4 protein-coding genes are annotated in these 14,910 nt (G+C 59.5%); 1 reads left to right on the top strand and 3 read right to left on the bottom strand.

Translation table 11 applies throughout. The annotated features are described in order from the left end of the window. Positions 1-25 precede the first annotated feature (25 nt). The 3 genes from V8352_RS14945 to V8352_RS14955 all read right to left on the bottom strand — a co-directional run bounded on the left by V8352_RS14945 (position 26) and on the right by V8352_RS14955 (position 13,001). Positions 26-2,149, bottom strand: a complete 2,124-nt coding sequence (locus V8352_RS14945) for a calcium-binding protein (RefSeq protein ID WP_336425098.1) — start codon at positions 2,147-2,149, stop codon at positions 26-28. Beyond that, entirely contained in the window at positions 2,146-3,960 is a 1,815-nt protein-coding gene (locus tag V8352_RS14950; protein ID WP_336425099.1) for a type I secretion system permease/ATPase, read from the bottom strand. The genes V8352_RS14945 and V8352_RS14950 overlap by 4 nt, the downstream gene beginning before the upstream one ends. Positions 3,961-4,055: 95 nt before the next feature. Then, positions 4,056-13,001 (bottom strand): peroxidase family protein, encoded by an 8,946-nt coding sequence (locus V8352_RS14955; protein ID WP_336425100.1) that lies wholly within the window; start codon positions 12,999-13,001, stop codon positions 4,056-4,058. Positions 13,002-13,494: 493 nt separating this feature from the next. On the opposite strand from V8352_RS14955, the gene V8352_RS14960 reads away from it, so the two are divergent. Further along, the gene (locus V8352_RS14960; protein ID WP_336425101.1) at positions 13,495-14,790 is read left to right on the top strand and encodes a sensor histidine kinase; all 1,296 of its coding nucleotides are present in this window, start codon (positions 13,495-13,497) and stop codon (positions 14,788-14,790) included. Positions 14,791-14,910: the final 120 nt, after the last annotated feature.

The following is a 14,910-nucleotide window of genomic DNA, read 5'->3' on the forward strand; positions in this document are numbered from 1 at the left end:
GTCCAATTTCCTTTTGTGCTGTCGCTCAGGCGGTCTCGAAGACGAGTATGTGTTCGCCATCGAGAACAACCTGGAGGTCGACAACTTTGTCGCGGTCGAAATCGACCTCGATCACCGTTCTTCGATAGGTGTCGGTCCAGTCGTAGTGGTAGCTCAGCCTGGGTTCGTCAGCACCGACGCCTTCGGCGTAGTCCTCCAGACTGTCTTCGAGCCGGTCTTCAAGCGAGTCCTGAGCTTTTCTGATGTGTCTGTGGTTCGATCCCATCTGGATCAACATCTCGTCATCTGAGTCGAAATCGGTGATCTGATACAGTGAGCGAATGATGTCCACAGTATCGCCCTGGGCGAAGGTGTAGAGGTCCGCTCCGCCGTTCCCGGTCAGTATGGCCTCACCCCCGCACGCGTAGAAAGTGTCGTCGCCCTCCGTGCCCACGAACCGCTCGAAATTCTCGAAGCTGTCTTCGCCGGTGCTTTCACCGGACGCCGTGCCTGCCTCCAAATCAAAATTCACCGGTTGGGTCGCGTCCGAGTAATCAAGCTGATCATGGCCTTCGCCACCGTCATAGTGATCCGAGGCGTCGTCATCGTCAGCTATGACCAGATCGTCTCCGGCGCCGCCCATGACTGTATCCTCGTCCGAGCCGCCTCTGAGGACATCGTCGCCAGCGCCTCCGATCAGTACATCCCGGCCCTCGTCGCCCACCAAAATGTCGTTGCCATCGCCACCGTCGAGCAAATCGTCACCGTCATCGCCAAAGATCAGATCGTCACCCTGACCGCCAAACGCCGTGTCGTTACCGACACCGCCGGAAATGACGTCGTCGCCAGCATCGCCCATGAGGAGATCATCACCTGCATCACCCGACAGGACATCGTCGTCGTCGCCGCCCCAGATCCGGTCATCCCCATCGCCGCCCGAGAGGACGTCGTTGCCTTGGTCGCCATGGATTTCGTCATCGCCGGCATCGCCATAGATCTCGTCGTCGCCAGCCCCCCCATAAAGACGGTCGTTACCGGCACCGCCGGAAATCCAGTCATCCCCGCGGCCACCGACGATCACGTCGTCACCATCGCCACCAATCAAGATATCGTCGCCGTCGCCACCCGCGATGTTGTCGTCGCCGCCGCCGCCCTCAATGGTGTCGCGGCCGCCCAATCCGGCAAGATTGTCGTCACCCTCCAGACCAACTATCCTGTCCCGGCCCCGCGTTCCGACAAGCAGGTCGTCGCCATCGGTTCCGGTGAAGATGTTCTCGATCACGGTCAAATAGGCCGATTGCGGAACTTCGAATTCTCCATCCGTCACGACGAAGTTGATTTTCACCTCTCCCAGAAAATCGGTATCGGCCAGATAGAGCCACCCTTCGCCCTTCGGGATCATTGTGCCGGACGTGCTAGCCCCCATCGATATGCTCAGCAGGTCGCCCTCCGGGTCATACGTCTGGGGAAGAAAGTAAGAGAGGGCAAAGCTGACGGCCAAGCCGCTACCGACGTCCCCAAGATAAACCGGCCCGTTATTGCGAGGGCCCTTGTTCGGATCCTGCGGCGTATCTTCATCATCGCGGTCGTCATCTGGCCCATTCGTCTCGTCAGTTTGTTCAGGCGAGACAATCGGGGACGGGTTGCTATTTGGCACTGACGAAAAAGGCGTATAGCCGCCCATGGGCGAGTCGATCATGCGGCCGACGTTCGCTTGGCCCAGCCATTTGAACGGCGGCAAAGCCGCATTGGCAGCGTCGCGCGGCAGTTCAGTGCCACTGGCCAAGACCGACAATGGTTCAAAGAAAAAAGGGGCAAACGGCCCCGGAAGCCCTGGAATGGGCGAGGCGACGGTTGATTCCAGCTCTGGCTCGATGTCGTTGCTGCCTTCTTCCTCGGGGGCGGGCTCTTCCCCGACCAGCCTGAGCGATACCTTGTGCGGTGCGTCAACGGCGTCTTCTGCGTCGGGCAAGGGAGTCTCCTCCGCCGGAACACTGGCCTCGGGTTCTGACCACAGGAAGGAGCGTAGGTACAATCCCACCGCGAGAAGACCACCGAACCATCCGAAAACGGTTTTCTTGTTGCCCACCTCCTCCTGCGCCCGCAGGTTCAGCGGGTCATCTGGATCGGAGTTTGCCTGATTGGAACGGATGCCCTTGACGTCGATCATTTCCGGCCCCCCTGGCTTTTTTGCCCGGCAGCCCGCGCAATCTGGGCGTCCTTCGCGACGGCAGGTGCAGGATCAGGCGCCGAAATTGGCGTGCCCGCAGGAACATCGCTGGATTCCTTTGTCTTCAAGGGCCGCGGATTCAGAATCTCTTCCCGTGGGCCGAAGGCCGTCAACTTGCCGCCCTGAACAACACCAATCAGGTCACAAACCTGAAGAGCCGAGGGGCGGTGGGCGATCAGCACCACAATACCGCCCCGTTTCTTGACCCCCTCGATGGCAGCCGTCAAAGCGGCCTCGCCCTCGGGGTCGAGATGGGCGTTGGGTTCATCCAGAACGACCAGAAAGGGATTGCCGTATAGCGCCCGCGCAAGACCTAGCCTCTGGCGCTGGCCGCCTGACAGAGATGCGCCCATCGGCCCAAGGTAAGTGCGATATCCGTCGGGCATTCGCACGATCATTTCATGCACCATGGCTGCACGCGTGGCTTCAACGACGGCCTTCGGGTCCGGCGTCATCGAAAGACGCGCAATGTTTTCCTCGACAGTCGCATCGAGCAGGCCGACGTCCTGCGGCATGTAGCCGATATGCACACCGCGGCTGTCATCGCTCCATTGCGCAAGCTCTGCGCCATCCAGCCGCACCGATCCGCGCAGGCTGGGCCAGATGCCGGTCAGTGCGCGTGCCAGCGTCGTCTTACCGCCACCGCTGGGGCCGATGATGCCGACAGCTTGCCCTGCGGTTGCCTCGAATGAGACATCGCTCAACAGGACACGGCCGGTCGCAGGCGCGGCAATCGTAATGCCCTCGACCTTCAGCGATGTCGTGGGGTCGGGCAAGGCCATCGGTTCGGGCTGATTTTCGAGGACTTCGACCGTGTTGCGCAGACGCTTCCACGCACTGCGCGCGGCCTCCAGGTTCTTGGCGTTGCCAATCGCGAGATCGATCGGCGCCATTGCCCGCGCTGCGGCGATGGTGGCCGCGATGATCGCACCGGCCGACAGTTGCCCCATTATGGTGAGATAGGTAGCAAGGCCCAGGATCGAAGATTGCAGAAGCATCCGCAGAACCCGCGAAACCGCACTGTACGTACCTGAGATATCGCTTGTGCGCGTCTGGAGTTCGAGGTGCTTGTCATTGGCTGTGGCAAAGCGAGAGACTGCCCGCGAGGCAAAGCCCATAGCTTTCAGGACTTCGGCGTTGCGGGCGTTCGAGTCGGCTATCGCGTTTCGTTCAATGGTCGAGGCCGTTGTTGCGGTGCTCCAGCTGCGGGTGCGCAACTCGGTCACGATCGCAAGGGACGTCAGGACGAAGGCACCCGCTATGGTCAAAGCACCAAGCCACGGGTGCAAGAAATAAACGAAGGCGAGGAAAATCGGCATCCAAGGCAAGTCGAAAATCGCGATCGGTCCCTGAGAGCCGCAGAAGCCGCGGAGCGTATCGACATCTCGCCCGCGTTCCAGCGCCTCGGACGTAGAGTAACCCAAGCGCGGCATGTCGACGACCAGCTGATGTGCTACAGGTGCAAGGCGGCGGTCTAGGCGTGCACCGATCCGCACAAGAACCTGCGTTCGGATGATGTCGAAAACGCCCTGAAACACGTAAAGCCCGATGGCGAGCACCGACATCGCCACAAGCGTCGGAACGCTGCCACTGACCAGAGCACGGTCATATATCTGCAGCATGTAGAAGGCTCCGGTCAGGGCCAGTATGTTGATCACACCCGACAGGAGCAGCAGGAAAACCGCCAATCCCTTGATCCCGCCCAGCACCTTCACTGCGCTTCGCTTCGACTTCTTGTCCCGATGTGCCATGTTCTGCTCCCCGCGTGCGTCATGTGGTCGGTCATTTTTTGACGGGTCCGGGCTGATCTATGTCCAGCCCAGACCCTTGGCTTTGATCGGAGGGATCAATAATGGAAGTCGTCCTGCGTCAGCTCGTGGCGTCCACGGATCGAGATACTGAAGTCGGCAGCGCCATCCTCATTGGTGCTCCCTTGGACCACGGTCACTTCACCATCCGGCCCCGTCTCGTGGGTCACCAGAAGCTGGCCACTTCCACTGAATGCGTCTGAAACCAGCGTGAATGTGCCGTTGCCCGCGCCCGCCCCATTGGCATCGATCTGTGACAGGTCGATTTTGTCGCCGGGCTGGAACGAGGCGATGGTATCGCCATCGGCATCTGCGGCAGACAGGAAGCGATAGACATCGTTGCCCCCTCCGCCATCCATGACGTTCTGCGCACGTCCTGCGGTGATGACGTCATCACCGGCACCGCCGATGAAGTTCTCGATGCTCCACAGAACGTCGGTGCCGGTCTCGGCGCTTGTGGCCTGTCCGCGACCACCGACACCACTGCCCAGATCAACCGTTATGTCCTCGACGATCCGGGACATGTCGAGAGTGTCGGTTCCAGTGCCGCCCGAGACGTCGTCACCGTAGTAGACGTCATTGCCGTCACCCGAGGTTGCGATGAACGTGTCATCCCCAGCACCACCAACCACAAAGTCGTCGCCGGCACCGCCCTCGATGAAGTCGTCCCCGCCCTCACCAAACAGCCTGTCATTACCACCATCTCCGAAGACCATATCGGCTCCGGCGCCGGCCAAGACGTTGTCATCACCGTCACCGGCAAAGATCATGTCCCGACCGCTCAGGGCCAGTACGTTGTCAGCGCCCTCAGTGCCGAACAGCGCCTCTCCAGCCGCCGTGCCGATGATCGGACCACCGGCCGCAAGCGGCGGCTGCGTGACGGTGCCATCACCCGCATCGTCGGTGTCATCATCGTCGGTGTCGTCATCGTCGGTGTCGTCATCGTCGGTCTCTGCGGTGTCGTCTTCCTCGTCGTCGTCTTCTTCCTCATCCCCGTCGTCGTCGTCAGCCGTGTCATCATCGGCAGCCGTATCGTCGTCGTCGTCAACCGCGTCATCATCATCGACGTCATCATCGTCGTCATCGACATCGACATTGGCGTCGAAGAGCTCGATGTCGAGGTCAGTCAGGCCGGTCGTACGAGCGACAATATTGGCAAAGGTCGTGTCTTCTCCGAAATCTTCGTAGAAATCGAAGTTGTCGAACCGATCGAGATAGTAGAACCGGTCGCCTTCTTGCAGACGATCAAGCTGTTCATGAAGCACGACCCAGAACGTCTGACCGACCATGCCGCCGTTGACATGCTTTTCAGCAAGGCCGCCGGTCCACAGATCGACCCGGTCGATGCCCTTGACGATCTTTGTGCCATTCTCGCCATCCTCCAGAGCGATATCAGGATTGACTGCAACGAAAGCCGCGATCTCTTCGGGCGTTTCGAGGACAAGGTCCGGGTAGGCCGTCATCAGCTGCGCCATCAAGGCGTCGCTCACACCGTTGCGGGCCTGGAAATCTGCCCAGCTGGTGTAGGGCGACAGGTCTCCGACCAATCCGACCGCCTGTGCGATGTAGGGATCGGTGGATGCCGCGAGGCCGGCGCGCACCTGGTTCATCGTGCCAAGGCCGACATCCCAGCCGCGGGCGACGTTGAAGGCATACAGATCGGCGTTGATGCGCACCAGATCCGAGCGAACGGCATCGACGATCTTCAGGTCGACTTCTTCCGCTATCTGCGTTGCAGTCCCGCCAATGATCGACGCAACACCATGTTGCGCGTAACCGGGCGCCGGAACGTAGCCCGGAGGCAGCGGTGCCGTAAAGACGCTCGGATCATTGGTCGGATTGAGGAAGGCATCGAACAGAGGCACCTCCACGGTCGTCCCATCCGGTCCGTTGACCTGTAGCGTCTCGCCGATCAGCGAGTGACCGAAGCGATAGGCAGCAGCCGCGAACTCGTGGCTGATGCGAGCATCCACATTGGGGTTGTAGCCGTCCCACCCATGATCGCCGAAATTACCATCGGCACTGCGCAACCCGCCAAGCAGCTTGTCCGCGAACTCCTGGAACACGACGCGCTGATAATCGCTTTCGTTCAGCATTTTGGCGGCCTGGAAAATTTCCTCGGCACTGCCTTCAAAGCCCTGTGCGATCAGGTTTTCAACGTGGAAGTTGTGGTTTCGCGCCCAGACCGTATGCACTGCCGTCAGCGCGAAGTTTTCGTTCGCACGTCCGTCGCCGGCCACCCGGTGGTCGAGCAGGTTGATATACGGATTGGTATCCAGAAGCAGCGGTTGGCCCGAGCCGAGGAAATCCGATGCAAGCGCAGATACCATGCCTGCATCAATCGCCCCGGTGGTGTCATCGACCAGTCCCGGCATCAGTTCGCGTAGCGTGGCCGCGCCGCCCGGCAGACCGTCATCCTCAAAGATGGTTTCAGCCTCCCAGTGATGCGTGATCAAGTCGCGCAATGTCGGCAGAAGGCTGAATGCGGGATCCGACGGATCTGCCTCACCCCCCAGAAGCCGCATGCCGGACCCTTGGGCACCATCGCTTTCGCGCAGGAACTGGCCGACAAGCTCGTGACTGCCATAGGCTTGGTTCTGATCGACGAAGGGTGACGTCTTGTTGAGGTGTTGCGGCACGCCGTCATCATCGATGAACGCAACCTCGGCCCGTGTCAGGTCCACAGGATTGTCCGATGTCGGGCTGCGTTCCGCGCCTGGGCCCCCGATGTCGATGGTGCCGAAGGCCGCGTTTTTCGGGAGGAAGTCCAGCCCGTGGTCGAAATACTGGCCGAAGGCCATGAACAGGGTACTGGCATTCATCGCATTGGGCGCAACGCTGTCATCCTGCACTCCTAGAGTGTTCGACAGAGTGCGCGGATCGAGACCATCGAAGATCGGGTTGATCATCCGGTTGCCGTTGCCATCCGCATCGCCGTAGCGTGCCTCCGTCAGGCGCATGAAGGGTTCTTCCGCCGCACCGAATTGCGGATTGTCGATATTGTTTCCCTCGCCACTGAACGTTCTGTAGCCTGCGGCGTCTTCGGTGTCGTCATCTCCCTCAAAGGCAGGAAGGCCGTTCACAAGGTTCTTCAAACCGGCCAGATCGCGGGCACTCAGCGCGAACGCCCCGGATGGAACGTCATCGTCGGTGGGCGCACCACTGCCGATACCCGGCATTCCGCTCGACCCGTCGAATGTAACGCTTGCGCCACCCCGGCTGACAGTGACCATGCCGTTCGTATCGGTCGTGACTTCGGGATCACCGATGCCGGGCAGGTCGATCACGTCCTGCGGGCGCAGCGTGCCGACGATGGTGTCATTGCCGCCCTCGCCCCGGAATACGATCCGGTGCGCCGATGTCAGCTCCGTGATGTCGACAGTGTCATCTCCGGACGTGCCGTTGATCGTAATCGTGTTCAGGTTCAGGCTTGTCGTTGAGAAATCACCGAAGACCACGATGGTGTCGCCACCTACAGTGCCGTTTGCGGGAGGTGTCGCATCGGTGCCGTTGATGATGATCTCTTCGATGTTGTCCAACTCGGCGATGATCGCGTTGTTGCGGGTGATGACGATCTCGGTCGCCGCAGCCAGCCCGGTCAGACCAGCCGTGATGGCCGCGTCGCGGGTATAGATACGGAAAGTCTCGGCACTCGCGTTGCCGGTGAGCGCGAACGTGTCTTCGTCCGCCCCGCCATCAATGATGTCGCGTCCACCTGCACCTGTAGCGAAGTTGACAATGATCAGGTCGTCGCCTGCGCCGCCATCGATGGTGTCGTTGCCACCGCGACCCTCAAGTATGTCGTTTCCGCCGTTACCGTTGAGAACGTTGTTTCCGCTGGCCAGTTCGATGGATCCAAAAGGTCCGAAAGAAATGGTGATGCGGTTGTTCCCAATGGCGATGTCATCGCCCTCTGTGCCGTTGAATGTCTGGTTGCCGACACCGCCACTCCAGGCGTCTCCAACAGGCGTTGTCGGATCAGAGATGACTGTCTCGGTTTCGCCCAGACCATCAGTGAAGCTGGCCACTACGCGCAACGGTTGGCCCACTTCGTTCCCGATACCCAAAAAACCATCATCGGGTGTAAAGCTTGTTCCCGTCGCACCCAGGATGTTGACCCAATCCGTGCCGTCGAATGACTGCCACTGAACCGAGATCGGTCCCTCGATACCGTTTGGATCACTGATTCCCGACAGATCCACGGTCAGCACTTGGCCCTCGGTCGGCGTCTGGTCATCAATCACCGGCGCGCCGGTCGCAGGCTGCTGCCCGAGCACAAAATCGCCATCTGCAAAGCGCAGCACCTCGATGTTGTGCAGCGTATCGGTGCCGTCGTCGATCAGGATGTCAGGGTTGTTACCGAACCCGGTGTGTTCGACCTGATACACATTGTTGCCAAGGTCGGTGATGGTATATTGGTCCCGGTCATCGTTGTAGACGGCGATGTCGACGTCGTTTTCCTGACCGCCATCCAGAATTTCGCGAACAATGTTCATCTGGCCCGGCACAATCGTCCGAGATACCAGAAGTTCGAACAGGCTCTTGCCTTCCCAGCTGGGGTCCACACCGTCGTCAGCCGTGAAGATATGCTTGAGAGTATCGACCGTAGCGATCTCGTTCGCTGCGATATTTTCGGCGTATGGCTCGTCCGTGATGCGGATGCGCACGTTCAGCCAGCGGTCGCCGTCGATGATGTCGTCACCGCCATTGCCGGTGATCAGATCCGAGCCACCACCGCCAAGGATGATGTTGCCACTTTCCCAGAACTCCTCGCCATCGGCGATGGAGACGAGATCGGACAGACCGTCGATGCGGTCGATGCCGGCCTGATCAAGGCCGTCGTTGAAGAGTTCCTTTTCAGCAAGCTCGCCAAGTCCAGGTGCCACGCGGTCATCGCCGATCAGCGTGTCGTTGTTTTCCCATCCTGACAGCCCCTCGACCTTGTCGAAACGATTGCGCAGGATGTCCTCCTCGTCCGTGGTAAAGATCTTGATCCGCATATCCGCATAGGCATCCTGGGGCATGCCCTTGAAGGCGGCCCAGTCAAAGCCGAACATGCCTTCGTTCCGCATGACACTCGGCCCCTGGATCATGATGTCGTCACCAGACTCGGCGTCGAAGTCCTGTTCATCGGAGCCCGCGAACATCACGTCGTGACCTATGACCTTGCTGTTGAAGAAGAGCTCCGAGTTGTCGCCGGCTATCACGTCGAAACCCGGTCCGCCTTCGATCCAGTCGTCGCCTTCGTTCCCCATCAGGAAGTCGCTACCGTCGCCGCCGAGGATAAAGTCATCGCCCTCGCCGCCAAAGACGTCCGAGGCATCCGCGCCGAGGAAGATCACGTCCTTGCCTTCACCGCCCATGACGATGTCGAAACCGTTGGCCGTGGAGATTACGTCGTCTCCTTCCTCGCCCTTGAGGAAGTCGCCTTCGTCGCCCGCGTCGAGGATGATGTCATTTCCGCCGCCGCCATTGACCAGATCGACGCCGAAGCCGGATTCGATGTAGTCATCGCCATCCCCGCCCCAGATGCCATCGTCCCCATCGCTGGTAATGATCGTATCGTTACCGCTGGTGCCGCCGACGACGACATGCTCGCCTCCGGAGAATTGCAGGTAATTGGTTTCGACCTCGCTGGTGGTCGGATCGTCCCGGACCACTTTGCCCATGCCAAGCGCCTCAAGGACCGGATCGTTGCCGACCGGATCGTCAATCAACTGATTGGCCTGATTGATCTCCAGCACGTAGTCATAGAGACCGAAGGCATCGACGCCGATGTGGTGACGAACAATATCGTCAGAGGTGCCTCGGATACCGTCCGGACCAGGATCGGACAGGCTGGTGTTGGCCAGCAGCATCTTGGAGAAGAAGTTCTCCTCCAGCTCGTTGAGGAAGTTCTGACCCTGCGTCCGGGTCAGGTAGTAGAACCGGTCGCCATCCTGAAGCGCCTCCATCTGGGCCTCGAAGACCGCAGTGAAGGTAGATCCCAGCATGCCGCCGAATGGCATGATCCGCTCGGACAGGCCGCCGACCCAAAGGTCGATGTCATTCAGGCCATTGGTTTCTGCGGACCAGTCGTTGCGACCCAGAAGGAAGTCGAAACGCTCCTCATCGGAAATGGCGCCTCCCCCAAAGACCAGGTCGAATGCGGCGTCACGCTTTTCGACCAGCGTATCTGCGGCAAGGATGCTGGCGTGAGTGCCATAAGCCGCAATCAGGTTTACGACGGTCATCGGCGTTTTAAGGTTCGAGGCCAGATCGACCCAGTTCTCGTAGGGTTTCAGCCAAACTGAGCCAGTCTGTTGAAACAGCTCTGCCCGCGCATCGTTGAAGGTCGGAATGCCGGTTTCACGGCCCCGCGCGATGTTGATCGCAGCAAGGTCAAGCGGCAAGCCCAACAGGTTGTTGCGCAAGGATGACACGACAAACTCGTCGATCTGACTGCCACGTTCGGTCGTCATACCCAGAATGACCGCCGCCGATGCCTCGTCAGCGCTCATCTCACCGTCATTGTCGAAAGCGATCGGGTTCAGGAAGGCTGTAATCAGCCCCATGTCGTCGGTCGTAACCGCGCCTGTCTCTTCATCGACCATGACGCGCGGCATGCTGTCGGTCAGCATCGAGTGGCCAAAACGATAGACCACGTTTGCGAACTCAGCGAAAATCGCCGGATTGATATCGGTCACCGCGTTGAAGACGAAGGGATCGATATTCGGATGAATCTTGCGCCCGAATTCTTCAAAGACAAGGTGCTGATACTGCATCTCGGTCGAGAAGCGGGCCGCCTGGAACACACGCTCGCCATCCCAGTTCAGAGTGGCTGGATCGGTCGGCACCGGATCGCCCGCCGGGATGTCGTCGATCAACCATTCATTGATGAAGTCGATATCGCCAGATTCCAGAATGGTCTTCTTGTTGGCTTCTACCTGTCGGTTATGCTCGGAGTGGAAAACGTGGTGAACAGCCGTCAGGCCGATGTTTTCATTTCCGCGCCCATCGCCCGTAATGAAGTGACGATCGAGCATCTCGTTGTCGTACTTGCCCGCAGTGTCCACGCTATCCGACAGACCGAGCGCCGTGTCGTCGTCGGCCGTCTTGAGAGTGCCAGTCTGGCCGTCGAACGGATTCGCTGCGTTGGCGATATCGTCGAGGAAGGCATGGCCGATACGAACCGCACCCGCCGTGAAGGTGTTTACAGGGCTTGCCAAATCACCCTCCACCACATCGTCATCTGCGGTGTTCGGAATGCCATCCGCACCAAGACCAACGACGATCTGTGGCAGGCCATTCGGCCCGGGGATGAATGCACCGTATTGGTCGGTGCGCAGCAGGGGGATGTTCAGCACGTCGCCGTCCGTCAGCTCGATGCCCAGCATGACGCGCGCCTGTTCCTTGATCTCTGCCCATGTGGGCAGACCGCCGTTCGCGCCATCCAGCAGCTTGCCGGTGGAGACAGGCTCGCCGTTCACGTCGAACGCGTATTCGCGCAAGAATACCTGGTGCGAGGCATGCGACGTATAGGTCTGGTTCTGATCCACGAAGGGGGTCGTCGTGTTCTCGCCCTCGTGCTGGGTGTCGTCGGCGGTGCCCAGGATCCCGTCCGCACCCGGCCCTTCAACCGGTGTCGAGCGGGTGACTGCCATGAAACGCAAATGGTGCGGCAGGTTATCGGCCGTCCCGGCGATGCCGTCTGCGCCCAGAACGAGCGGATCGTCCGCCTGTAGCGGAATGTAGACCGTGCCGTTATCGCCCTTGGTTATCAGGTCCAGGCCGTGGTCAAAGAACTGACCAAAGAAGGTCATCCAGGCGTTGAACGGCGCCGAAATGCCATCATCAGGCGCGATGTTCGGCAGCGTGGCCAAGTCCACATTGTCGATTTCGATCTTGTTTCCGTCCGTGGCCAACAGGGAAACGTTGTCTACCAGAACTTGGGATCCGCCCTCCTGCTGCACTTCGATGCGCAGGGTCTGACCCGCCAGACCGGCCGCGATCGGACCGGTTTCCAGTGTCAGGTCGGCCCATTGGCCGTCGGCCGGCTCCGGCAGAGCCATTGTGGAAATCACGGTCGTGACGCCGCCCGGCCCAACCGCGACGAGGCGCGCCGTGCCACCCGACCAAACCTGATCGGTGCGATCACCAACACTCAGGCTCAGGGCATAGTTCGCCCCTTCGGTCAGTGTTCCGACGCTTTGCGCAAGGGTCGCGCCTCCGGTCAGCCAAGCCACGTTCGGGCCAGAGTGCCCAGCCGGGTCGCTTACGGTGTCGACGGGTGCAAAGAGGCCGCCAGCGCCGCCCGAGACGGTCCAGCCCGTCGGTGCGGCGAGCGAGAAGTTTCCAAGTGGGCTGCTTGTGACGCCAGGCTCACCGTCGGCAAGCGACTGATCCTCAAAGCTGGCATTCGCAACGGCCAAAGGGGTCAGGCCTTCGCCGGGGGCTACAGGGATGGCATCGGGGCCATAGCGATCATGGAATGCGGCCAAAGCGGCATCACTGGCGAACCAGGCGGCGACGGCGGCAGGGTTGTTGATGCTCTGATCGTTGACGAGGTTCGAGATAATTCGCGGGTCTGCATCCGCGACGTTACCGGTATGACCACCGTTGACGTTCGGAGCGGAGGGGGCACCGATCACGCCGTAATCGTTGTTGGTCACCAAGGGACCGCCCGGCGCTCCGAGGGGCATCTCGTCACCGTCGTCCTCGTTGAGGAAGCTTGGATCCAGCATGCGCGGCATCGCCGCGTCCGCTGCACCCCAGGTCTCGCGACCTGGGATCAGGTTGTTGTAGGTGCCGTCCACGGTGCGCAGACCATTGGGGACGAGCGGACTGGAGATTGCCAGAACGGCGCCCGGCGTTCCCTCAGGAACGACATTTCCATCAGCGTCAACATAAACTTCGGTCAACGGTGTCCCGTCAGCGTGCGCTTCGCTGATCTTGATCTGACGCAGGATGAATTCCAGGTCGGCGACATTCAGTTTAACAGCCATGACAAATCTCCCCAGATGGCCCGCCGCGGTAAAACGAGGGCGAAAGTTGAATGATATCTTTTAGTTGGCACCAGACCTCGAGATCAGCGGCAGTGCGGCTGGTCTGCGGAGGTCGAGGTTTCCCCAAGTCCGGAAATCAGTCTGTCACTGTCGGCGATTTTTCGCCACGGGCGGAAGTCTGCCACAAATCGCGCACCTAAGACTCGCCACATTTTCGACCAAGTGTGTGGAATAAGTTCAGACTTTGGTCTGAATCGATCAGGTGGTCAGAACGTGCTAAAGTGAGAGAATTGCTGCTAATACTTTGTTAACACTTCAAGCCTTGAGAGGCTGATCACCGGTTCTGTTTGCTGCGTGGCATACTGGACCTTTCAACCATACGGTTGAATTTGAAGTTGGGTATAAAATGGTTCCGCAGGCAAATCATTCCCCTAAGGGACGACGCGATTCGAGCCGGAGCCCCATTGGATGGTTTCGCCCCCGTCCCAGCCCGTTGGCAGCACTGTTCACCTTCCTGATAAGCATCGTCATGGTCAGTCTCGGAAGCTTCATCATCTACGAGTATCGCTCTCTTCAGCTTCAATCTCATGGCAAGGTTGGAAGTGTCTACATTGATAACTTGCTGGCACCCTACGCACTTTCCTATCCCGATGGCGTCGCCGACACGGACCCCTACCTCGATCATGTCATTCGCAGCTTTCCCGATGAGAGTTCCAACCTTCTGCTCCGAATCTGGAGACCCGACGGCACGCTGTTCTATTCAACCTTCGCCAATGACGAGACGGAACTGCACGACGCCGAAGACTTGAACTCTGCGCTCGCCGGGGGGTTCGTGGCCAAACTCGAAACCTCCGGTGTTGTAGATACGAATTTTCCGATGTCCTACCCCTTGTTCGAAGTTTATGCGCCGATTCACGATCCGGCCACGGGGGAGTTGATCGCGGTCGGTGAAATATATCAGGATGCCACCGAAATTCTGCGTGATCGCACATTCGTCGAACGGGCGGTCTGGACCGCTGTCACATTGACGACATTGGGAGTGTTGGCGATGCTTGCGCTGTGCTTCAACCAGAGCGCTGAGCTAAGGGATCGTCTGAATGTCGAACGCAAAATGACCGAGCAGAACGAGCAATTGCGAAGAGACGCTGATCGCGCACGGCTTGAGGCAGCGCAAGCCAATGAACAGGTCCTGAACATGGTTGGCGCCGAACTGCATGACGGGCCGGTGCAATTGCTTGGGCTGATGTCATTGATGGGAAAGGACGATCCCGGGTCCGATCTGCCCGACGGCACTACGCTCCGCAGTCTGACCCAACAGGTGATGACAGAGTTGCGCAGCATGTCGGCTGGCCTGATCTTGCCGGAACTCGAAGGCCTCGATGCCGCCGGAACCGTCGCATTGGCCATTGAGCGGCATCATGCCCTGACCGGCATAGACGTCGAGCTCGATATGGATAAGTCCGACATAGAATTGGATGCGCCGCGCCGGATATGCCTATACCGCATTATCCAAGAAGGCCTTAACAATGCCGCCCGTCATGGCGTCGGCAAGCCTCCTAAGATCACTTTGAAGCGATCAGGAGCAAATCTGGAAGTTCTGATACACAGCGGCCCGTCCCGCCCTGCCACGGCAACGCCAGACATGCCATCGTGGCGACTTGGCCTACAGGGAATGCGGCGGCGCCTCGAGCCATTCGGCGGAACGCTGATTTTGAACAGCGCCGCTGATGAAACGAAACTACACGTCGATTTGCCGATAAAAACACCAACGGAAGACGCATTTATTTGATTTCAATTCACCGACTTGGAGCGGCTGAGCTGACCAGAACTCTCCAAAGCCTGAGCGGCAAGCACCACCTCGACCCGGTTTCGTACATCAAGTTTTTGTATCAGCACGGTCATGTAATGC

The organism is Roseovarius sp. D0-M9 (assembly GCF_037083805.1).
GTDB lineage: Bacteria > Pseudomonadota > Alphaproteobacteria > Rhodobacterales > Rhodobacteraceae > Roseovarius.

Coding starts and splice junctions, on each gene's coding strand:
- V8352_RS14945 (WP_336425098.1), bottom strand. CDS start 2,149: ATGATCGACGTCAAGGGCATCCGTTCCAATCAGGCAAACTCCGATCCA.
- V8352_RS14950 (WP_336425099.1), bottom strand. CDS start 3,960: ATGGCACATCGGGACAAGAAGTCGAAGCGAAGCGCAGTGAAGGTGCTG.
- V8352_RS14955 (WP_336425100.1), bottom strand. CDS start 13,001: ATGGCTGTTAAACTGAATGTCGCCGACCTGGAATTCATCCTGCGTCAG.